Source organism: Rhizobium sp. CFBP 8752 (genome assembly GCF_014842035.1).
Classification (GTDB): Bacteria; Pseudomonadota; Alphaproteobacteria; order Rhizobiales; family Rhizobiaceae; genus Neorhizobium; species Neorhizobium soli.
This window is the reverse complement of record NZ_JACYUZ010000002.1, coordinates 372,498-392,692: the sequence shown is the minus strand read 5'-3', so window position 1 is coordinate 392,692 and position 20,195 is coordinate 372,498. Positions and strand designations below refer to the sequence as shown.

Sequence of the window (20,195 nt, the reverse complement as noted above, 5' to 3'; positions counted from 1 at the left end):
ATACTCCTGCAGATTCTTTTAGGATTGCGGCCGGACGCAGGACCTTGCGGTCGCTGCGCCCGGTCTCCTGGGAGGAAGCGCTACTTGTAGACGCGGGTGCGGACCTTCTCGAGCCGCGCCAGGATGGCGTCGATCTTGTCCGGCTTGACCATGAACTCCTGGAAGCCTTCCATGCCGGCCTTTGCCATTTCGGCATTGGCGTCGCGGTCATAGAACTGCGCAAGACCCTGGGCGCCTGATAGCATCGTGAAGCCTGCTTCGAGGAAGACGTCCTTCGGCTTTTCGGCCTGGTTGTTGACCGGCAGCTGGCCAAGCGTCGCATTCATCGTCGACTGTGCCTGGGCCGAGCCGACGTAAGCGAGAAATTTTTTGGCGTCTTCCTTGTTCTTGGCCTTGGCCGGAATGTGGAACGTATCCGTCGGCGCTTCTTCAGCCCTCGGCAGGCCGGGGGTGATTTCAGGGAAGGGAAGGAAGCCGATCTGCTCCTCCTTCAAACCGCCGTCCTTCATGGTGGCGACGGCGAAATTGCCCATCAGATACATGGCGGCCTTGCCCTGGACGAGCTGCGGGACTGCGTCCTGCCAGTCGATCGCCGCATGGTTCTCGATAAAGTAGCCGGGCTTGACGAGCTCTGCCCATTTCTCGAACACGGCCTTTACCTTGGGATCGGTGTAAGGAGCCTTGCCGGCCGTCAGGTCCATGTGGAACTGGTAGCCGTTGACGCGAAGATTGAGATAGTCGAACCAGCCGCCGGTCGGCCAGAGTGCCTTGGTGCCGATCGTGAAGGGCGTGATCCCCGCAGCCTTGAGCTTGGCGCTCGCGGCGATCAGGTCGGCCCAATTCTTTGGCGGGGTAATGCCCTTTTCGGCAAAGATGTCCTTACGGTAGTAGATGCCCCACTGATAGTAGGTGTAGGGCATGCCCCACTTCTTGCCGTCGATCGTCATCGACGGTACGGCAGCCTTCATCTGCTGGTCATAGCCATTGGCCGCCCAGACATCGCTCACATCGGCAAACAGTCCCGCCTTGACGAAGGGCTCCATGCGATTGCCGGCATACCAGGCGACGACGTCAGGCGCGTCTGCGGTCAGGAAGTTGCGGATCGCGGCCTTATAGCCTTCGTGGTCAAAATTGTTCCACTTGACCTTGATGTCGGGATTGGCCTTCTCGAAGGCCGCAATCAGATCGCCCATCGCCTTTTTCGGCACGGGATCCGAATGGTCTGAATTGACTGTGATTTCGCCCGCGAAAACCGATGGCGCAATCAGAAAAGTCGACAATACGAGGCCAAGCAGCCTCTTTCTTAGAACGGTCATGTGTTCCTCCCTTGTGACCATCGGTAACCGGATGAAGTCCTAGATTTCAGCCTTACCGATCGAGCTCCTCCAGCCCGTCTTGAGGTTCCGCCACAAACCCGTAGAGTTCCACCGTATTTCAGGGAATGTTTTCCGGGATCCTAAGATGGATAAGGCCGCATCAACCATTTCAAAGGACGGATCGGTTCCGGCACATCCCGATCTCGATCCGCGGCACCCGCTTGTCGTGTTCGGCGACCATCGGTTCTGCGCCGGCGAAACTCTTGTCGTGCAGCGGATGGCAGGCCCGCATATGCACAGTCAGATCGAACTGAATTTTCTTACCCAGGGCCAGATGACTTACTGGTTCGACGGGCGGGAACTGACGATCGGCGCGGGTCGTCTCTGCCTTTTCTGGGGAATGGTTCCGCATCAGGTGACGGAGATCGAAAATGGTACGCGGTTTGTCTGTCTCTATGTTCCGATGTCCGTTTTTCTTGGTCTTGCCACTCTCAGCCGGTTCCGGGATGCCGTCTTCCGTGGTGCGGTCATCGAAGCGACCGTTATCAGGCCTTTCGATGAGGACGTCTTTCTCAGATGGCGCGAGGAACTCTTGCAGGGTGACGAGGGACTGGCAGAGATCGTCCGAACCGAGCTCACGGCCCGGGTTTTGAGGATCGAACGGGAAGGTTGGCGGGATCTGCGCGAACACGCCCCTGCCATTGCCGGCCTCTCATCCAGTGACAGCGGGCGCGCCGGTCATGTGGAGCAGATGTTGCGCTTCATTGCCGAACACGCCCTCGGCGATATTTCCGTCGATCACGTGGCGCGGGATGTGGGACTTCATCCAAATTATGCCATGAGCCTGTTCAAGCGGGCGGTCGGCCAGACGATGAACCAGGCGATTGCCCGCCACCGGTTGGACACGGCTCGCTCGCTTTTGATCTCGACAGACATGTCGATCACGAATGTCGCCTTCGAATCCGGCTTCGGCTCGGTCTCGCGCTTCTACGAAGCTTTCACCGACCGCTTCGCCGACCGGCCATCCGCGTTTCGCCGCAGGATGCAGGCAAATGCGCGACGCGACTGACACTGCTTGATGACCAGCCGTTCTGGTTGAACGTCCGATTTCAAGTTGAATAGAGCCTTCGCAGGCAATTCCTGTAAGCCGCGCTGAGCAGCGGCCCTAACGTGGTCGTGCACGTCGATTGAGGTTGAGTTTGCATTCTGGGCGATACCTCCGTACATCGCGCAGACACAACCGCTAAGCCCTGTAGGAGTATAATTTTGCCGGAGTTCGAACAGACCCTGGGAGCGGGTACGCTCATATCCATTGCGGCTGGCGCCGTTGCGCTGCTGCTGGTTCTTATCATCCAGTTTCGCATCCACGCTTTTGTCTCGCTCATTCTCGTCAGTTTCCTGACCGCGCTCGTGACGGGAATTCCGGCGGGGAATATCCTCACCACCCTCACGTCCGCATTTGGCTCGACCCTCGGGGGCGTTGCTCTGCTTGTCGGCCTTGGCGCCATGCTGGGTCGCTTGCTGGAAGTATCGGGTGGTGCGCAGGCTCTTGCGGATGACCTCGTCCGCCGATTTGGCGAAAAACGTGCACCGCTGGCGTTGGGCATCGCGTCGCTGTTCTTCGGCTTCCCGATCTTCTTCGATGCAGGCCTCGTCGTCATGCTTCCGGTGATGTTCACGGTAGGGCGTCGCCTTGGCGGAAGCCTTCTTCTCTACGGCATCCCGGTCGCGACCGCGTTCTCGTGCATGCACGTTTTCGTGCCGCCGCATCCCGGGCCTGTCGCCGCAGCCGAACTGCTGGGCGCCGACGTCGGACTTCTGATCATCGTCGGTCTGTTGGTCGCCATCCCGACCTGGGTCGTTGCGGGCCATTTCTTCGGAAGCTGGATCGGCAAACGCATCTACCTGCCGGTGCCCGACAACGTCACTGATGAGCAATCCTCCGACGACGAGAGAATCTCCCTGCCGAGCCCTGGCCTCGTCGTTGCACTTCTTCTTTTGCCGCTCGTTCTCATCTTCATGAATACCGGCCTCGATTTCGCGCGCGCACAGGAATGGGTCAGCAAGGATGCCAGCTGGTTCCAGCTTGCCCGCACCGTAGGCTCTACTCCAATCGCACTTCTGATTTCGGTTCTCGTCGCCGGCTACGTTCTTGGGCCAATGCGCGGTCGCGATCCCATCAAGGTGGAGCGCATCGTTGACTCTGCTCTTGGACCTGTCTGCTCTGTTATCCTCATCACCGGCGCGGGCGGCATGTTTGGCGGCGTTCTGCGTGCTTCGGGGATCGGCAACGCTTTGTCGGATGTACTTGCCGATATCGGTATGCCCATACTGGTGGCAGGCTTCCTGATCTCGACCGCGCTGCGCGTTGCACAGGGCTCCGCGACGGTTGCACTCATCACGGCTGCTGGTCTGGTGCAGCCTGCGGTGCAGGCTGCCGGTTATCAGGGTATTCAGCTGTCAGCGATCGTCATCGCGGTCGCATCCGGTTCTGTCATGCTGTCGCATGTCAATGACTCCGGCTTTTGGCTGGTCGGTCGCTTCTTCAACATGGACATCAAGACCACGTTCAAGACCTGGACCGCGATGCAGACCTTGGTGGGCCTCGTTGGCTTTGCGCTTTCCGGGATCATCTTCTGGCTGGCCTAACAACCCGGTTTCATAGCCAGGCACGCTCTTGATGAAGGCGTGCCTGGCTTCCCCCGCGCTAATCGGCAAATTTCGAGACGGTCGGCAGCAAGCCGCGTTCAGACAGCGCCGTGACCACGGTATCCATTACCGGAAAAACTTCTGCAGAGACGGCCTCAGTCGCAGGAACCCCCGATAGGCCATCTCGAACAATGGCGTGGCGGGAGGCCAGCCTGCGATAAGACCGAGCGGGCGCAAAAGGGGTATCGCCCGCCACATTGCGGCAAAGGCTGCCGCCCCCGACAAAAGCTTGCCCCCTTCTTCGGCATGAAACCGCGACAGGATCTCCACACGATCGACAGGACACGATGCCATGGGATCGCAGGCGTCGATGAAGCGGATTGCATTGCGGCGGTCCAGCCTCCGGATGATCGCGATCTCGCGCCGGCAAAGCGGACAGCCGCTGTCAAACCAGACCGTGACTTGCCCCATCATGACGTCGCAGTGTTGATGAGCATGGCTAATACCTCGAGTGCGAAGAATTCCAAACCATCCCATCTGCATAGATGTTCCGCAAGCATAGGTTACATCACAGCCTACCTGCTGGATCGGTGCCCTCTATCCCCGATATAGGGCACCTTGCGCCCACGAGCGCCCACGTATTCAACCAAGGCCGCATCCAAGATGGAAACCAGAGACGCAGCCTGATCGGCTTGCGGCGGCGGAACCTATGGGGCATTGATGGCCTCAGCCACCGCCGGAGATCGACAGACATGGCAAGACGAATACGACTGGGCATCGTCGGTGCAGGGATCGCCGGCCTGACTCTGGCCAGAGCCATGGCCGACTGTGCCGATGTCAGGATTTTCGAGAAAAGCAGAGGCGTCGGCGGACGGATGGCGACACGGCGAACCGATGCCGTGACTTTTGATCATGGAGCGCAGTATTTCACCATCAGGGACGGACGTTTCCGTGCAGCGCTGGAGACGGCGCAGGCCGACAGAGTGATTGAGCCCTGGACCGGTGCGCTTGCAACGCTGCCCGACGGCAATCTCGCGGCTTTGTCGGGGGGCGACACCACGCGTTATGTCGGGAGCCCTTCGATGAACGCGCTTGCGAAAGCGATGGCGGCAGGCCTTGATATCCAGACCGACGCGCCTGTGGAGGCGATCAGCGGCACGGCGGGTAAGTGGTTCTTGAAAATCGGCGATCGCCGCGAGGGCCCGTTCGACTGGCTGGTTTTAGCGGCGCCAGCCCCGCAGTCGGCATTGCTTCTTCCTGACGAGTTTACGCATCACGGGGCGCTGGCAAAAACCCGGATGAATGCCTGCTTCACGCTGATGATCCGCCAGACCGAGGATGCAAAGCTTCCCTTTGCTGCCGCCCGTGTCGATGATTCGGTCATCGGCTGGATCTCCCGCAACAATTCCAAGCCGGAACGGCCTGACGAGCCCTGTCTAGTGGTGAACGCGACGGCCAAGTGGTCGGACGATCATTTGGAGGAGCCACTGGAAGACGTTCGTCGGACGATGCTGGAGGCGCTCCAGCGCTATATTCCGATCTCCCCGAGTGAGGCTGAGGCTGCAACCATCCATCGTTGGCGCTATGCCAATGTCGATCGGCCGGCCGGACAGGCTTTCCTTCTCGATGATGTGTCCCAATTGGCGGCTTGCGGAGACTGGTGCATCGCAGGGCGGGTCGAGGCAGCGTTCCTCAGCGCCGCGGCCCTTGGCGATGCGCTCAAACAGATCGTAAAGGTAGCGCCATGACAATAACCCCGCGGACCATCTCCACGCTTCTGACCTATTGCGGGGCCCTGCCGTTCTGGCTGCTGGCATTTGCCCCCTCGACCGTTCTCGGTTTTGAAACGGCACCCGCATTCCTGTCCTACGGGGCAGTCATCGCATCCTTTATGGCCGGAGCCCTCTGGGGAAGCGCTCAAACCGGCAGGGGCGACCTGGTGATCATTGTCGCCAGTAACGTGCTGGCTCTCATTGCCTTTGCGACACTGGTTGCCAGTCCTTTGCCGATAGCCCTGCTGGTACAGGTGTTGTTGTTTGCCCTTCTGCTGATCGCCGACCACAGGACCCTTTCTACGGATCCTTCACGGCAGTGGTATTGGAAACTGCGCATTCGGGTGACTGCGCTTGTCGCGCTTGCCTATGGCGTCATGCTTTTCCGCTACGTCTTTTGAACGGGTGGCTGAAACTGCGCTCTAAGGTGTCATCAACTCGATAGGTTGCCGAAGCCGCAGGTATCTCGATGGCACACTTCCGGTGGCCGTCTCAAGACTGCCTGTCCGTCTCTTTCTAGCTCGCAGGCCCGGTGCGTCATTTCCCTGAGGCTTTAAGCTCCCGGTTGATCCGATCGGCCGCATCCGCCAATGCTGTCCTGTCTGACTTTGCCCCCGACAATGCGTCATGCACTTCCTCGCCAAGGATCCTTTCGATCGCTGAATATTGCGGAATATTGGGTCGCTGCCAGGTGTGCAGCAGGTTCTTCTTCGCGAGCTGATCGACAAAACGCACGATCGGCGAACTCGCCGCAGCTTCCGGGTCCGCACTCACCGAGAAGCGCGGGGCGATCGGAAAGCCGTTCTTGACATGGGCCTTCATGGCCTCGCGCGACGCCATCCAGGCGATTGCGTCTGCGGCGAGTTCCACCCGGGCTTCGGGCAGATTGGACGGAATGCAGAAAAGGAAACCGCCGATCGGCGAGGCGCGGGTGCCGCCGGGCCCGGAGGGCTGTGGCAGGTACTCGACCCGCCGCTTGACCACGGACTGGACGTCGTACTCGAACCTTGCCGCGCGCATCGTCCAGAAATAGCCGAGACTGGCCTTTCCCTTCATGAACACGTCAAGCGTCTTGTCCCACGCCATGTTGAGAATGCCCGGCGGCGAGATCTCGATCAGGCGCCGCATGAAGTCCAGCGCGGAGAGGGCGGCATCCGACTGGATGGTACAGTGCAGTTCTTCGAGGTTCACACCCTCCAGCGTAAAGCCCGCCCGGGACTTGCGCAGTGAAATGGTCGGCTGGCCGCAAGCGCCGAGAAAGAACATGAAGCTCGACGCGATCGGCATGCCGCGGGCACCGTCCCAGACTGCGCCATACATGCCGTGCTGCGGGGCGTGGAAATACCGGCCTGCGGCAAGCACGTCCTCGAACTTTCGCGGGAAATCCAGCCCGGCATCGGCGAACAGGTCCCGCCGGGCGGCGAGGATCTCGATCGTGCAGTAGCCCGGAACGCCATAGTCCTGGCCATCCCAACGGGCCGTCGACCAGATGGAAGGATGGAAGTCGAGCGGGTTGATACCGGTTTTCTGAATCAGGGCATCGAAGGGGCGGATGATGTCCTTTTCGGCAAACTCGCCAAGCCAGGGCATGTTGATGGCGAGAACATCGTAGTCAGAGATCGGTTTGTTGCGATTGTCCAGGATGCGGCGATAGAGATCTGGCAGTGGCAGAAGGTCGAAGTTCTTCTTCGATGCGAGGTTGTTGCGGAAGTCGGCCCACATGTTGCGCATGGACGAAAAGTAGTTGTCGTCGTTGAGGAGGAAGCGCAGTTCGATATGCGACTCGACCCGCTTCTGCACCAGTCGCATGGGCGGGATGATCTGCGAGCCCAAAGGGGTCCCGCCGAAATAATAGTCTTCCTCCTGCTCGCCGCCGCGCAGGCCGAGCGTCTGGGCAAGCAGGGACTTCGTCTTTCCGGCATAAGCCTGGAAGGACTGCAGGAGCTTTTCGCTCGGTTGCAGGGAAAAGGTCTTGGCGCCGGGCCCCTTGGGGACTTTCAAAATGTAGCCGCTGTCCACCATGCGATTGATCAGCCGCATGGAAGTTGCGTAGGGCAGGCCGGATTCCTGGCCGAGCGTTGAGATGGCGACAGTCTGGCTGTGGATATGGGCCTTGATCAGAAAGACCACGATTTTCCAGCCGGGGTCTTCGTCGAATCCGCCGATCACGTCGCCGAAGGGCCGCCGGGTCTTGTCCAGGAACTCAATCACCCGCAGCATTTCGTAGTCGTTCACGTCGGCCCCCCGTCCGTCGCGTCACTAGACGATGTTCGTAGCCATTGCAGCGCCTCTTGGCTAGGCGCTCCAGGTGCTGACGCGAATGTGGTGATTATTTTTCCGCTGGCGGCAGCAGACCCGCGCGGCGTTCGGACTGCTCGAACAGCACAAAGAAGTCCTTTTCGGCCAGCCCTTCCGTAAAGGCGGTCTCGTATTGCTGACGGATCATCGATGCCATGTACATCGGGATATGGTCTGCCCGGGCCGCGTCGAGGATCAGGTCGAAGTCCTTCATCATCTGCGACACCGAAAAAGCCGGATCGAAATTGCGCTGGACCAGAAGGTCACGCTTATAGGCGATCAAAGGCGACGCAACTGCACTTTCGCAAATGACATTGAGCATGGTCTCAACCGAGAGGTTTCCCTTGAGGCCGAGCGTCAGCGCTTCGCCCAGCAGAGCCGATGTGGCGCCCACCAGGGCGTTGAGGACGAGCTTCAGATAGCGGGCCTCCTCGGCCTGGCCGACATAGAAGCGACGCGAGGCAAAGCAACCAAAGATAGGATCAAGGCGCTTGTAGGCGTCTTCCGGACCTGACGCCATAACCGAAAGGGTTCCCGCAGACGCGGTCGCCGTGCTGCCCGAGACCGGTGCGCGCAGGTAATGGACGCCGCATGCGCTCATGGCTTCATTCACTTCGGCGGAGATCGCGGGCGACACAGTGCTCATTTCCACCAGCGTCTGGCCTGATGTCATGACGCTCGCAAGGCCACCCTTGCCGAAGATGAGGTCGCGCAAAACGGCGTCGTTGGGAATAGTCAGGATCACGACGTCGGATTTCGCGGCCAGATCCTCAAGCGTGTGGGCGACATTGGCGCCTTCCGCAACGATCGTCGCCCGATTTTCGGGCAAGGGTTCATAGACGTGAAGCCGGTAACCGGCTTCCAGCACCCGGCGGCTCATCGGAGCGCCCATCTTGCCTATGCCAGCCCAGCCGACTGAAATTTCTTCGTTCATTGCGTCCTCCCGTCCCAATCGACAACAGGCTGTGACGGACCACCGATCTGGCCATCGCCTGGGGATCCATACGCCCAGCGCGCGCATCGAACAGCGCGGACCAGACATTTCCTCCCTCCAAAACACTAGGGCGACAGCTTACCGAATGCTCTCTGCAAAATATCCATTCTGGACAAAAGGAGGGCTGTGACAGGTTCCGTTATCTACTAGCCTGAAGTCGGACCGTTCAGCGTTCCGTGGGAGGAACTTAGCTGACAACAAGGATCATGGTGCGCGCTGTCGAGCGTCGTTCCCCTGTGCCGTGTGTTTCGCAGGATATGTCGAGGATCGGAGGAGGATCCGCCATGCAAGACGATCATTTCAGAAGTTTGGATATTCGCCGCTAGCAAACCTCGGCAATGCGTTGGTGAGGCTACTGCCGCCATGTCGCCTCGTGACATCGGAGATTGGCGGGGCGCGGCTGGCAACGCAGGCAGATGCAGTTATTTCGGGAAGGACAGTCAGATGAAAGCCGTTCGCTACTACACACAGAAAGACATCCGGGTGGAGGATGTCCCGGCGCCTTCGGGTCCGCTCGGGGACGACATGGTGCTGATCGAGCCGCTGGTCTGTGGCATTTGCGGGACCGACCTGCATGAATACATTGCCGGACCGATCGTCACGCCGAGCACGCCTCATGTCTATTCGGGCGCAACACTGCCACAGATTCTAGGCCACGAATTCTCGGCGCGCGTACTCGAAGTCGGGCGCAACGTCACGCATGTTTCGCCCGGAACCCGCGTGTCGGTGCAGCCGCTCATCTCCCCACGCGACGACTACTACGGGCGCCGCGGTCAGTATCATCTCAGCGAGAAAATGGCCTGCGTCGGCCTGTCCTGGGACTGGGGCGGCATGGGAGAGCGCGCTGTCGTCAACAGCTACAACGTCTTTCCGGTCCCTGACAGCGTCAGCGACGTTCAGGCGGCGATGATCGAACCGGCGGCGGTCGCGCTCTATGGCGTCGATCGCGGCGGTGTCGAGGCCGGAAGCACGGTCCTCGTGTCCGGTGTCGGGCCGATCGGAGCGCTGGTCCTTCTGGCGACCCGCGCAGCCGGTGCGACGACGATCTTCGTTTCCGAACTCAATCCAAACCGCCGCGCGCTGGCTCAGAAGCTGGTCCCGGAGGCGATCGTCTTCGACCCGCGCGAAACGGATACGGAAAGCCTTTTCCGGCAGCATACCGAAGACGGCGTCGGCGTCGATGTGGCGCTCGAATGCGTCGGCGCGGAAGCCTCTCTCAATCTCTGCGTCAAGGCTGTCAAGCGCCGAGGCACGGTCGTCCAGGTCGGCCTGCATGTCAAACCTGCCTCGATCGACGCCATGCTCTGGGCCTTGAAGGATATCACAGTGGAGGCGACGTGGTGCTATCCGGTGACGATCTGGCCACGCATCGCCCAGATGATCGGCGCCGGCATCTTTCCGGTTGAGCAGATTGTGACCGCGCAGATCTCGCCGGAGGATGTGGTCGAGAAGGGTTTCGAGGCTCTGCTCGATCCCAATGCGTCACACATGAAGATTCTGGTCAACATGCAGGGCTGACACCCTGCGCTTGCCGCGGACCGTGACAAGCGCGGCCGCCACGCAGATCCGTCCGACCAAAGGTGATTTGCGGGCGGTCTGCAGCACTTGAAACAGCCTGATCCAAGAGGGTTATCATGCATTACATCGTTCATTGCCTCGACCATCCCGGCGCCGTTGACAAGCGCCTCGCCCATTACGATGCCCATAAGGCCTATCTGGCATCTGCCAAGACAAAGACCGTAATCTCCGGTCCTCTTCTCGCCGACGACAACGAGACGATGATCGGCTCGCTGTTCCTGCTCGAGGCCGACACGAAGGACGAGGTGGTGGCCTTCAACCAGGCAGATCCGTTCAATGCTGCCGGCGTCTGGGCGTCGGTAAACATCCATCCCTTTGCCAAGCGGGTGGACAACCGATGAGCGGCTACGAGGGAAAACCCGTCCAGGCGGCCATTGTCGGCCTTGGCTGGTGGGGCAAGAAAATGGCGACGCTGGTCAATGCGGGAGGTGCTGAAATGCACTTCGTGCATGGCGTCGACCCCAACCCGGCAGAGCAGGGCTTTGCCGCGGAACGGGGCATGCGTTTCTCCTCCGAACTCGGCGAGGCGCTTGCCGATCCCGAGGTCGAGGCCGTGATTTTGGCAACGCCACATTCGCTGCACCAGAGCCAGATCGCGCAGGCGGTTGCCGCCGGCAAGCATGTCTTTTGCGAAAAGCCGCTTGCGATGACCAGGAAGGACGCCGAAGCCTCTGTCGCGCTGTGCGAGAAGGCCGGTCTGGTGCTTGGCATGGGACACGAGCGCCGCTTTGAACCGCCGATTGCCGAGATCCTTGATGCCGCGGCCACGGGCCGCCTTGGCCGCCTACTGCAGATCGAAGCCAATTTCAGCCATGACAAGTTCCTGGGGCTCGATCCGTCCAACTGGCGGCTCGATGCCGAACAGGCGCCGGCGGGCGGCATGACTGCCACCGGCATCCATCTGACGGACCTCTCCGTCAAGCTGATGGGGCCGGCGAAGGATGTCCGCGTCATCTGCGAAAACCTCGCGTCGGAAATCTCGCAGGGCGACACCATGAGTGCGCATATCCGCTTCAAGTCCGGCGGGTCGGCCTATGTGTCCGCCACACTTGCAACGCCGTTCATCTCGCGCTTTGCGGTGTTCGGCACGCTCGGCTGGATCGAGGTGCGGGACAAAGCGCATGTGGAATCGCCGGATGGGTGGATCGTCACCGAGGGCTGGAAGGGCCAGCCGATCACGACCCGCGAAGTGTCACCGGCCGAGCCGGTCCGGGACAACCTGCGGGCTTTTGCGCGCGCTGTCCGCGGCAGAGAGACCTATCCGATTAGCGGCGAAGAAATGATCGACAATATTGCGCTGCTCGAAGCGATCATCCTGTCTGCCCGCTCGGGCGCAGTCGAGCAACTTTGAGATTGGCTTTGGGAGGAGCATCATGAAAGCCTTGGTATTCGAAGCACCGGACAAGCCTGTCATTGCCGATCTGGCCATGCCGGAAATCTCTGCCAACGAGGTCCTCGTCCGAACCCGTGCCGTCGGCATCTGTCACTCGGATTACGAACTTCTGGCCGGTCGCTACATCATTCCGATCTCCTATCCGGTGACGCCCGGCCACGAGTGGAGCGGCGAGATCGTCGAGGTCGGTCGCAACGTCACGGGCTTCAAGGCGGGAGACCGTGTCGTCGGCGAATGCGTGGTGCGCACGCCCGAGCGGCTTCATCATTTCGGTTTTTCGATAAGCGGCGCCGACCGGGAGTTCTTCGCCGTCAATCCGGAGTGGCTGCATAAGCTGCCGGACGCGGTGGACGACAAGAAGGCGGCGCTGATCGAGCCGTTTACCTGCGGCTTCTATGCGGTGCTGCGGTCCGGCGGCACCAATGCCAGCGAGACGGTCGTCGTTTCCGGCGGCGGAACCATCGGCCTGGTGTCGGCAGCGGCTGCGATTGGCATGGGTGCGCGCGTCATCGTCGTTGATCCGCTCGCAACCCGTCGCGATGTGGCGCTGAAACTCGGCGCAGACGCTGCGATCGATCCATCCGATGGCGGCGCGGCAGATCGGATCCGCGAGATGACCGGTGGTCATGGCGCTGATCTGGTGGTCGAAGCCTCCGGACATGATGCCTCGCTTGCGGCGGCGTTCGACTACGCAAGAGAAGACGGGCGCATGTCGATGGTCGGCATCAACATCGGCCGCAAAGTCCCTGTTGTCATCGGCCAGATCCAGATGAAGAATCTGACGGTTCGGGGCTGTATCGGCTCGCCCGGAGTCTGGCCGGCCGCGATCCGCTTCCTGGAGCGAACAGGCATCGACCTCTCGCCGATCCAGACCCATGACTATGCTCTGACCGATGCGGTGCAAGCCTTCAACTTTGGCAAGGACGCGACCAAGAGCATCAAGATCACTCTTTTGAATGGATGAGAACATGACACATCACGCTCTCATTGTCGGTGCGACCGGCATTGCCGGCAGCAATCTTGCCGAATACCTGCTGGCCCAGGGCGGCTGGGAAATTTCCGGCCTTTCGCGGTCGCAAAGCCCGATTGCGGCCGTCCGGACCCTGTCCTGCGACCTCACCGACGCTGCTTCCGTCGCTGCCGCCCTCGAGGGTATCCGGCCCACCCATGTCTTCATCAACGCCTGGTCGCGGCAGGAGACGGAAGACGAGAACTGCAAGGTGAATGGTGCGATCGTCCGCAACGTTCTCGATGCCCTGCGTGGCCGAGGTGTGAACCATGTCGCCCTCGTTACCGGCACCAAGCATTATCTTGGGCCTTTCGAGAACTATGCGAAAGTCGCGCCGCAGACGCCGTTCCGCGAAGAGCAGGAGCGCCTTCCCAACCAGAACTTCTACTATGTGCAGGAAGACGAGGTCTTTGCGGCGGCAGCCCGCGAGGGGTTCACCTGGTCAGTGCATCGGCCGCACACCCTGATCGGCTATGCGGTCGGAAACGCGATGAACATGGCGGCCACGCTTGGCGTCTATGCCTCTCTCTGCAAGGAAACCGGGATGCCCTTCGTGTTTCCCGGATCCGCCGAGCAATGGCAGGCGGCAACCGACGTGACGGATGCCCGCATCCTCGCCAACCATCTGGCCTGGGCCGCAACGACGCCAGCAGCTGCCGACACGGCGTTCAACGTGGTCAATGGCGATGTCTTCCGCTGGAAGTGGCTCTGGCCGAGCATCGCCGCCTATTTCGGAATCGAGGCCGCGGACTATCCGGGCTCTCCGCAGCCGCTCGAGACGAAGATGGCCGATGCCGCGCCGATCTGGGATGCGCTCGTGAAGAAGCACGGTCTGAAGGAGAATGCGCTCTCGCGCGTCGCCTCCTTCTGGCACACGGATGCCGACCTCGGACGGCAGGTGGAAACGTTCAACGACATGGGCCGCAGCCGCAAGGCAGGCTTCCTCGCCTACCAGGACACGACGGAGTCCTTCACGGACGCCTTCGATCGCCTGCGCGCCGACCGGATCATTCCGTGATGACAGGACCACGCGACCAGCAAGGAGATCGACAGGCCATGGCGGACATCGGTTACTTTACGGAGACGAACTCGGTCGACACCGTCAATGCGCGCATGGGCGCTGACGTTGATCCGCGTCTTTCGCAAGTGATGGCCAGCCTTGTGAAGCATCTGCATGACTTTGCCCGGGAGGTCCAACTGACGCAGGATGAGTGGGAGACGGCGATCGGGTTTCTCACCCGCACCGGCCAGATCTGCACGCAGGAGCGGCAGGAGTTCATTCTTCTGTCCGATACGCTCGGTCTGTCGATGCTGGTGGATGCGATCAACAACCGTCGGCCCGAGGGCGCAACGGAGAACACCGTGTTTGGGCCGTTCCATGTCGAAGGCGCCCCGGTGAGGGAAATGGGCGCGCAGATCTGTCTGGACGGGAAGGGCGAGAGCTGCCTGTTCCTCGGCCGTGTGCTCGATCTCGAGGGCAAGCCGATCGAGGGGGCGCGGATCGACGTGTGGTCCGACAATGCCGACGGCTACTACGACGTCCAGCAGCCCGACATTCAGCCGAAATGGAACAATCGCGGCGTATTCGTCACCGAGGCCGACGGACATTACAGCTTCATCGGCATCAAGCCGGTGTCCTACCCCATTCCCGACGACGGTCCTGTGGGCGAGATGCTGGCGCATCTGGGACGGCATCCTTATCGCCCAGCGCATATGCATTACATGGTGCGTGCCGAAGGCTACCAGAAACTGGTGACGCATACGTTTGTCGGCGGTGATGCGTATCTCGAGTCCGACGCGGTGTTTGGCGTCAAGTCGACCCTTGTGGCACCGTTCGACCGTATGGAAGATGGCGAGACGCTGTGGCGTTCGGAGTTCGATTTCATCCTCGTCCCTCCGCAACAGTCTAGATAGGAGCAAGGCGTGGATAATTTCGTCTATAATGGAAATCCGGCCCGCGTCATTTTCGGAAGCGGCACGGTATCGCGCCTGGGTGACGAAGCCGACAGGCTGGACGTCCGGCGCATCCTGGTCCTTTCGACGCCGGAGCAGGCGGAACAGGCGCAAGGGATCGCAGAGGTTCTAGGCTCCCGTTTTGCCGGGATGTATTCGAACGCGCAGATGCACACGCCCGTCGAGGTGACGCAGGATGCGATGCGAACGGTCGAGAGCCTCTCCGCCGATGCCGTGCTGTCGATCGGTGGCGGCTCGACGACAGGCCTTGGCAAAGCCATCGCATTTCGCACCGACCTGCCGCAGATCGTGGTGCCAACGACCTATGCGGGCTCGGAGGCGACGCCCATTCTGGGTGAGACCGAGAACGGACGAAAGGTCACGAAATCCGATCCGCGCATCCTGCCCGAGGTGATCGTCTACGACGTCGACCTCACTCTGACCCTTCCGGTTGCCATGTCGGTCACGAGCGGCATCAACGCGATCGCCCACGCGGTGGAAGCGCTTTATGCCCGCGAGGCCAACCCGATTGTTTCGCTGATGGCGGAGCAGGGGATTGCCGCGATTGCCCGCGCGCTTCCCATCATTGCCCGTCGACCGAATGATCCGGACGCCAGGGCGGACGCGCTCTATGGGGCCTGGCTCTGTGGCGTGTGCCTTGGATCCGTCGGGATGGCGCTGCACCACAAGCTTTGCCACACGCTCGGCGGCATGTTCAACCTGCCGCACGCCCCCATGCACACGGCGCTTCTGCCGCATGCGGTCGCTTATAACGCACCGGCCGCGCCGGAAGCCATGGCGCGTATTGCGCAGGCGCTCGGCGCAAAGGATGCGGCAACGGGGCTGTTTGATTTGGCTCAAGGACTAGGGGCTTCGATGGCTCTTAAAACTATGGGCATGCCGGACGACGGCATCGATCCTGCCGTCGAGCAGGCCATGGCCAACGCCTATTGGAACCCGCGAGTGCTGGAAAAGGATGGTTTGCGCCAGCTCCTGGCCGGGGCTTACGAGGGCCAGCGACCAGAATAACGTCCTATAATGAACGGCCCTTGGGAGGGGGTAGCGATGAGCAAGTGGCTTAGTGAATACTGGCAGGTGATATCGGATTGGCTTCGTGAACTGGGCGCGGCCCACGTCGTGGACGACGGCTCATCCGAGCGAAAAGACAAGCCATGATCAGGCACATCGTCATGTGGAACGTGCGCGGCGAGACGCCCGAGGAAAAACTCGCCTCTGCGCGTCTGATCAAGACCAAATTCGAAGGCCTCAAAGGACAGATCCCTGGTTTGATTACAATTGAGGTGGGGTTGGACATCAGCCGCATTTCCTATGCCTGCGACGTAGTTCTCTACTCCGAGTTCGACGACGAAGCCGCTCTGAAGCTTTACGCGGACCATCCGGCGCACGCGAAGGTGCGAGCCGAGCTCGAGGGCATCCGGATCGCCCGCCATCAGGTCGATTATATCTGCTGACCACACGTGTCGCCTGACCGCGCGATAAGCGCGGCGCGGCCCCGCCTTCATGCCCTTCTAGGAGACCATCGCATGACCTCCCATTTCAGCAAGACGCCGAAAATTGCTTTTCTCGGAACCGGCGCACAGGGTGCATCGATCGGAGCGGACTTCGTGCTCGCCGGTCATGACGTGACCTTCATCGAGCAATGGCCCGACCATGTAAACGCGATCCGGGAAAATGGGATCACCGTCAATCTGCCGACCCGCACGATCAACGCCAGGGTCAAGGCCTTGCATCTCTGCGAAGTCGCGGAGATCAAGGAGCCGTTCGATCTCGTCTTCCTGGTGGTCAAAGCCTACGACACGAAATGGGCGACCCAGCTGATCGAGCCGGTGCTGGCCAAGGACGGCCTTGTGATCGGCCTCCAGAACGGCATGACGCACGAGGACATCGCGGCCATCGTCGGGCGGGAGCGGACTATCGGCGCCGTCATAGAGATCGCTTCCAACATGTTCGTACCCGGCGTCACCAACCGGCAGAACGATCACGACACATCCTGGTTTGCGCTCGGCGCCTTCGATCCGCAGACCCAGGAGAGGGTGGAGTCGGTCGCCGAACTTCTGCGCTGCACAGGGACCGTCGAGGTGACGGATGATATCCGCTCCGCCAAATGGATGAAGCTCGTCGTCAACGCCGCCGAACTTATTCCGTCTGCCATCGTCAACCTGCCGCTCGGCGATGCAGCCCGCAGCACGGGAATGCTAGAGGTGATGCGGGCGGCCGGCTATGAGGCCATGCAGGCGGCGATTGCCGATGGCGCAAAGATCGTCCCGATCATCGGCATGCCACCGGTCACCACAAACCATCCGGAGCGCTACGTCGACCAGATCTTCGAGGAGGTGCTCACCGTCTTCTCGCAAGCCGATACGCTCACGACCTCGCTGCAGGACTGGCGGAAGGGCCGGCGGGCCGAGATCCAGGAGGTCAACGGCTGGGTCATCGACACGCTGAAAGCGCATGGCCGGACGGCCCCGATCAATCAGCGGGTCGTAGACCTTGCCTATGAGATCGAGGCGAACACGCTTGAGGCGAAACCAGAAAACGCCGCTTTGCTGATCGAAACCTATGCGGCCAGCATCCCGGCGGGCTGAGGGTGCACTGATATGTTTCCCGTCTCGAATACACTTATCCAAAGCGGATATTTTCAGGGTTTTCGTAGTCTTCAAAATACATACAGTTGATCGGAAGGAGTTCGGAGGAGAGAATTTCCTGACGTATTTGAAGCGCCGGATTGCGTACTTGTTTTAGCAAGAGATGCTGACCGGTCAGAGTGACAAATTCTTGGAGGAGCAAGAATTTGGGCAATCCGCAAATCATCGTGCCTTCTGAAGTTCTGACCGCGCAGCGGTTCGGAGCCAGCTACAGGCTTGCCGAAGCTTGAGGCTGAGGCCGACGATGCCAAGGATCTGTCCAGCAGATTGCTTCCTCCAGGTATGAACCATAACCGGCTCTGGGAGGAGGACGCGATGCCTGATTTTGCTGACAAACCGACGTGTCTCTTTGCAGACTTCAAGGCGGCGTCCAACGCCGCCGAAGAGATCGGTTTGCGCCGCCCGGCCATCGCCTCGGGTGAGGTGCGATCATCAAAAGGAGCCGACCGGTGAGTGCAGTCTCAACAATCCCCACACGGGCGGACAGCTATGCCCCAGGCCGGATGAAGCTGACGCGGAGTTTCGTGACCGTGGTGTTCTCAACCATGGTCCTTCTGGTCGCCTGCCTGGTCTTTGCGCCCTCAAGCGTATCCTGGGGTGCCCTGTCAGGCAGTCTTCCTTTTGCGGCGATCATTGCCATCGTCGGCCTTGGCCAGTTGATGGTGGTTCAGCAGGGTGGTTTCGACCTTTCGCTTCCCGGTGCCGTCTCTCTCGCCGTCGTGGTCTCGACGCATTACCCGCAGCAGAATGACGGATTGCTGTATCAGGCGGTGCTCTTAGCGCTGGCCTTCAACCTGTCGATCGGCTTTCTCAATGGCATCCTGGTCAGCATCTTCCGCCTGAACTCGATCATCGCGACGATTGGCACCAACGCACTGCTTTATGCGACCGTCTTTGCCATGTCGGGCGGGGTGCCGTCTGTTACGACGGGCCTGCTCGCCAATATTGCCGGCGGCGAAACCTTCGGCCTGCCCAATGCCGTCTACTTCGCCCTCGGCGCCACCGCGCTGGTCTCCTTCATGCTGAAAAAGACCGTGGGCGGCCGCCGGTTCGAGGCGATCGGCGCAAGCCCTGCTGCCGGAGAGGCCGCAGGCCTGCGCGTGCGCTCCTATCAGATGATGGCGTATGTCTATGCCCAGCTATTCTATTGCCTGGCCGGCGTCCTGATTGCCGGCATCACCCGCGAACCCACGGCCTTCCAAGGCGATAGCCTGCTGCTGCCGTCGGTTGCCGTCGTCGTGCTGGGAGGCACGTCGCTGCTCGGCGGGCGCGGATTTCCCATCTCGACGGTGCTGGCGGCCTTCTTCCTCAACCAGCTGAGCCAGTTCGCGCTGTCGGTTGGTGTGCCCTATTCAGCACAAACCATCATCCAGGCTTTGGCCCTCGGTTTCGGCATCGGCGTCTACTCGCTCCGGTGGAGCGGGAAAGTCAGAAAAACAACCTAACAATAACAAGTGGAGGAGCAGACATGAACTACGCAAATTTGAAGAAGGGCCTGGCAGTCTCGGTTGCGACTGCGGTCATCGCACTGGGAGGTGCGGGTCTGGCCAAGGCGGAGACACCGTCCTGGTGCGGGCCCAAGAAGGCGACGCTTGCCCTTCTCGACGGCTACGGCGGCAACAGCTGGCGTCAGGTGACGACGGCATCCGGCAAGCAGACCGTCGAACTGTGCCCCAGTATCACCAAGTATGAGTATGCCGACGGCCAGGGCGACACCCAGAAGGCAATCTCCGACATCAAGGGTATGGCCGCCAAGGGCGTCGATGCACTGGTCGTCTTTGGCGACGCCGGCCCGGCCATGCTGCCGGCCATCACCAGCGTCTTCAAGGCCGGAAAGATCATTGTGCCCTACCGCGTCGCTGTTGGCGGCAAGGAAGGCATGAATTATTCGAAGTTCATCGGCTCGTCCTTCGAAAACGACGGCGTCACTTGGGGCAAGTGGATCAAGGGTGTGCTTCCCAAGGGTGGCAATGTCCTGTTCCTCAGCGGACCTGCCGGCAACAGCCAGGGCCTGGATGAGCTGAAAGGCCTGAAGAGTGTGCTCGGGCCTGAGTATGTCTTCGTCAATCAGGCGCCTTTTGCCGTCACGAACTGGGATCCGGCGCTGACGCAAAAGGTGCTGACCGCCGAAATCGCCAAGAACGCCAAGATCGACGTCATCGTCTCCGACTTCGGCCCGTCGCTGGTCGGTGCTCTGCCGGCCTTCACCAAGCAGGGCAAATCGATCCCGGCACTGGCTACGTCAGACGGCAACTCGCTCGGCTGCTTCTGGCAGGACAACCACGCCAGCAACCCGGACTTCAAGCTGTTCACCGTCGCCACCGGTAACGACAATGTCCGGTTGGCCGTGCAGTGGGCCGTCGCGCTTGCAACCGGCGGCGAAAAGCCGAAGGAGCAGATCTTCGAGGCGCCTGCCTACGAGAATTCCGTATCGGGCAAGCCCAATGCCGTTCAGTGCCGCAAGGATCTGCCGGGCGCCATCTACATGTCCTCGGCGCTGAAGCCGGAAGACCAGGCAAAGGCCGTCGGCCAGTAACTGAAACTCACGCATCGCTGACCCCGGAGGG

General features: G+C 60.8%; 20 protein-coding genes. 16 read left to right on the top strand and 4 right to left on the bottom strand.

The window, feature by feature from the left end:
* Positions 1–80 precede the first annotated feature (80 nt).
* Entirely contained in the window at positions 81–1,316 is a 1,236-nt protein-coding gene (locus IFT59_RS15015) for an ABC transporter substrate-binding protein (RefSeq protein ID WP_192087373.1), read from the bottom strand.
* A 145-nt stretch (positions 1,317–1,461) separates the two neighbouring features.
* Here IFT59_RS15015 and IFT59_RS15010 point away from each other — a divergent pair, with 145 nt between their 5' ends.
* Together IFT59_RS15010 and IFT59_RS15005 are read left to right on the top strand one after the other, a co-directional pair.
* Positions 1,462–2,385 (top strand): helix-turn-helix domain-containing protein, encoded by a 924-nt coding sequence (locus tag IFT59_RS15010; protein ID WP_192087372.1) that lies wholly within the window; start codon positions 1,462–1,464, stop codon positions 2,383–2,385.
* A gap of 197 nt (positions 2,386–2,582) precedes the next feature.
* The gene (locus IFT59_RS15005) at positions 2,583–3,965 is read left to right on the top strand and encodes a GntP family permease (RefSeq protein WP_062459880.1); all 1,383 of its coding nucleotides are present in this window, start codon (positions 2,583–2,585) and stop codon (positions 3,963–3,965) included.
* A 126-nt stretch (positions 3,966–4,091) separates the two neighbouring features.
* Here IFT59_RS15005 and IFT59_RS15000 read toward each other — a convergent pair whose 3' ends face one another.
* Positions 4,092–4,508 (bottom strand): thiol-disulfide oxidoreductase DCC family protein, encoded by a 417-nt coding sequence (locus IFT59_RS15000; RefSeq protein WP_249407601.1) that lies wholly within the window; start codon positions 4,506–4,508, stop codon positions 4,092–4,094.
* A gap of 209 nt (positions 4,509–4,717) precedes the next feature.
* On the opposite strand from IFT59_RS15000, the gene IFT59_RS14995 reads away from it, so the two are divergent.
* Together IFT59_RS14995 and IFT59_RS14990 are read left to right on the top strand one after the other, a co-directional pair.
* On the top strand, positions 4,718–5,713 hold the full coding sequence (locus tag IFT59_RS14995) for an NAD(P)/FAD-dependent oxidoreductase (RefSeq protein WP_192087371.1): 996 nt from the start codon (positions 4,718–4,720) through the stop codon (positions 5,711–5,713).
* On the top strand, positions 5,710–6,138 hold the full coding sequence (locus IFT59_RS14990; protein WP_062577910.1) for a DUF3429 domain-containing protein: 429 nt from the start codon (positions 5,710–5,712) through the stop codon (positions 6,136–6,138). The genes IFT59_RS14995 and IFT59_RS14990 overlap by 4 nt, the downstream gene beginning before the upstream one ends.
* 136 nt (positions 6,139–6,274) lie before the next feature.
* Here the strand turns inward: IFT59_RS14990 and IFT59_RS23130 are convergent, their stop codons facing one another.
* Both IFT59_RS23130 and IFT59_RS14980 read right to left on the bottom strand, forming a co-directional pair.
* Positions 6,275–7,972 (bottom strand): extracellular solute-binding protein, encoded by a 1,698-nt coding sequence (locus IFT59_RS23130; RefSeq protein ID WP_192087370.1) that lies wholly within the window; start codon positions 7,970–7,972, stop codon positions 6,275–6,277.
* Positions 7,973–8,066: 94 nt separating this feature from the next.
* Complete coding sequence (locus IFT59_RS14980; RefSeq protein WP_062577915.1) at positions 8,067–8,969, bottom strand: NAD(P)-dependent oxidoreductase; 903 nt, start codon at positions 8,967–8,969, stop codon at positions 8,067–8,069.
* 504 nt (positions 8,970–9,473) lie between these two features.
* On the opposite strand from IFT59_RS14980, the gene IFT59_RS14975 reads away from it, so the two are divergent.
* From IFT59_RS14975 to IFT59_RS14920, 12 genes are all read left to right on the top strand, one after another.
* Positions 9,474–10,547: a 2,3-butanediol dehydrogenase gene (locus IFT59_RS14975; RefSeq protein ID WP_062459869.1), complete on the top strand. Its 1,074-nt coding sequence runs from the start codon at positions 9,474–9,476 to the stop codon at positions 10,545–10,547.
* Between the two features lie 116 nt (positions 10,548–10,663).
* The gene (locus IFT59_RS14970) at positions 10,664–10,948 is read left to right on the top strand and encodes a YciI family protein (RefSeq protein WP_062459867.1); all 285 of its coding nucleotides are present in this window, start codon (positions 10,664–10,666) and stop codon (positions 10,946–10,948) included.
* Positions 10,945–11,958 (top strand): Gfo/Idh/MocA family protein, encoded by a 1,014-nt coding sequence (locus IFT59_RS14965; protein ID WP_192087369.1) that lies wholly within the window; start codon positions 10,945–10,947, stop codon positions 11,956–11,958. The genes IFT59_RS14970 and IFT59_RS14965 overlap by 4 nt, the downstream gene beginning before the upstream one ends.
* Before the next feature lie 22 nt (positions 11,959–11,980).
* Positions 11,981–12,964: a zinc-dependent alcohol dehydrogenase gene (locus tag IFT59_RS14960; RefSeq protein WP_062459863.1), complete on the top strand. Its 984-nt coding sequence runs from the start codon at positions 11,981–11,983 to the stop codon at positions 12,962–12,964.
* Between the two features lie 4 nt (positions 12,965–12,968).
* Positions 12,969–14,027, top strand: coding sequence for an SDR family oxidoreductase (locus tag IFT59_RS14955; RefSeq protein ID WP_192087368.1), 1,059 nt, complete (start codon positions 12,969–12,971; stop codon positions 14,025–14,027).
* 38 nt (positions 14,028–14,065) lie between these two features.
* Entirely contained in the window at positions 14,066–14,923 is an 858-nt protein-coding gene (locus tag IFT59_RS14950) for an intradiol ring-cleavage dioxygenase (protein WP_192087367.1), read from the top strand.
* Between the two features lie 9 nt (positions 14,924–14,932).
* A complete protein-coding gene (locus IFT59_RS14945) occupies positions 14,933–15,991 on the top strand; it encodes an iron-containing alcohol dehydrogenase (RefSeq protein ID WP_192087366.1) in 1,059 nt (352 codons plus the stop codon).
* Between the two features lie 143 nt (positions 15,992–16,134).
* Entirely contained in the window at positions 16,135–16,434 is a 300-nt protein-coding gene (locus tag IFT59_RS14940) for a Dabb family protein (protein ID WP_192087365.1), read from the top strand.
* Between the two features lie 72 nt (positions 16,435–16,506).
* Positions 16,507–17,568 carry a ketopantoate reductase family protein gene (locus IFT59_RS14935; protein WP_192087364.1) on the top strand — a complete coding sequence of 354 codons (1,062 nt, stop codon included), beginning with the start codon at positions 16,507–16,509 and terminating at the stop codon, positions 17,566–17,568.
* A 276-nt stretch (positions 17,569–17,844) separates the two neighbouring features.
* Positions 17,845–18,081 carry a hypothetical protein gene (locus IFT59_RS14930; protein WP_062577932.1) on the top strand — a complete coding sequence of 79 codons (237 nt, stop codon included), beginning with the start codon at positions 17,845–17,847 and terminating at the stop codon, positions 18,079–18,081.
* Positions 18,078–19,073, top strand: a complete 996-nt coding sequence (locus tag IFT59_RS14925) for an ABC transporter permease subunit (RefSeq protein ID WP_197978120.1) — start codon at positions 18,078–18,080, stop codon at positions 19,071–19,073. The genes IFT59_RS14930 and IFT59_RS14925 overlap by 4 nt, the downstream gene beginning before the upstream one ends.
* 23 nt (positions 19,074–19,096) lie before the next feature.
* Positions 19,097–20,164 (top strand): substrate-binding domain-containing protein, encoded by a 1,068-nt coding sequence (locus tag IFT59_RS14920; protein WP_192087363.1) that lies wholly within the window; start codon positions 19,097–19,099, stop codon positions 20,162–20,164.
* The last annotated feature ends 31 nt before the right edge of the window (positions 20,165–20,195 follow it).

What these genes read in the sequence shown, in the direction of transcription:
- IFT59_RS15015 (WP_192087373.1), bottom strand. Translation starts at nt 1,316, where the DNA reads ATGACCGTTCTAAGAAAGAGGCTGCTTGGCCTCGTATTGTCGACTTTT.
- IFT59_RS15010 (WP_192087372.1), top strand. Translation starts at nt 1,462, where the DNA reads ATGGATAAGGCCGCATCAACCATTTCAAAGGACGGATCGGTTCCGGCA.
- IFT59_RS15000 (WP_249407601.1), bottom strand. Translation starts at nt 4,508, where the DNA reads ATGCAGATGGGATGGTTTGGAATTCTTCGCACTCGAGGTATTAGCCAT.
- IFT59_RS14995 (WP_192087371.1), top strand. Translation starts at nt 4,718, where the DNA reads ATGGCAAGACGAATACGACTGGGCATCGTCGGTGCAGGGATCGCCGGC.
- IFT59_RS14990 (WP_062577910.1), top strand. Translation starts at nt 5,710, where the DNA reads ATGACAATAACCCCGCGGACCATCTCCACGCTTCTGACCTATTGCGGG.
- IFT59_RS14980 (WP_062577915.1), bottom strand. Translation starts at nt 8,969, where the DNA reads ATGAACGAAGAAATTTCAGTCGGCTGGGCTGGCATAGGCAAGATGGGC.
- IFT59_RS14975 (WP_062459869.1), top strand. Translation starts at nt 9,474, where the DNA reads ATGAAAGCCGTTCGCTACTACACACAGAAAGACATCCGGGTGGAGGAT.
- IFT59_RS14970 (WP_062459867.1), top strand. Translation starts at nt 10,664, where the DNA reads ATGCATTACATCGTTCATTGCCTCGACCATCCCGGCGCCGTTGACAAG.
- IFT59_RS14965 (WP_192087369.1), top strand. Translation starts at nt 10,945, where the DNA reads ATGAGCGGCTACGAGGGAAAACCCGTCCAGGCGGCCATTGTCGGCCTT.
- IFT59_RS14960 (WP_062459863.1), top strand. Translation starts at nt 11,981, where the DNA reads ATGAAAGCCTTGGTATTCGAAGCACCGGACAAGCCTGTCATTGCCGAT.
- IFT59_RS14955 (WP_192087368.1), top strand. Translation starts at nt 12,969, where the DNA reads ATGACACATCACGCTCTCATTGTCGGTGCGACCGGCATTGCCGGCAGC.
- IFT59_RS14950 (WP_192087367.1), top strand. Translation starts at nt 14,066, where the DNA reads ATGGCGGACATCGGTTACTTTACGGAGACGAACTCGGTCGACACCGTC.
- IFT59_RS14940 (WP_192087365.1), top strand. Translation starts at nt 16,135, where the DNA reads ATGATCAGGCACATCGTCATGTGGAACGTGCGCGGCGAGACGCCCGAG.
- IFT59_RS14935 (WP_192087364.1), top strand. Translation starts at nt 16,507, where the DNA reads ATGACCTCCCATTTCAGCAAGACGCCGAAAATTGCTTTTCTCGGAACC.
- IFT59_RS14920 (WP_192087363.1), top strand. Translation starts at nt 19,097, where the DNA reads ATGAACTACGCAAATTTGAAGAAGGGCCTGGCAGTCTCGGTTGCGACT.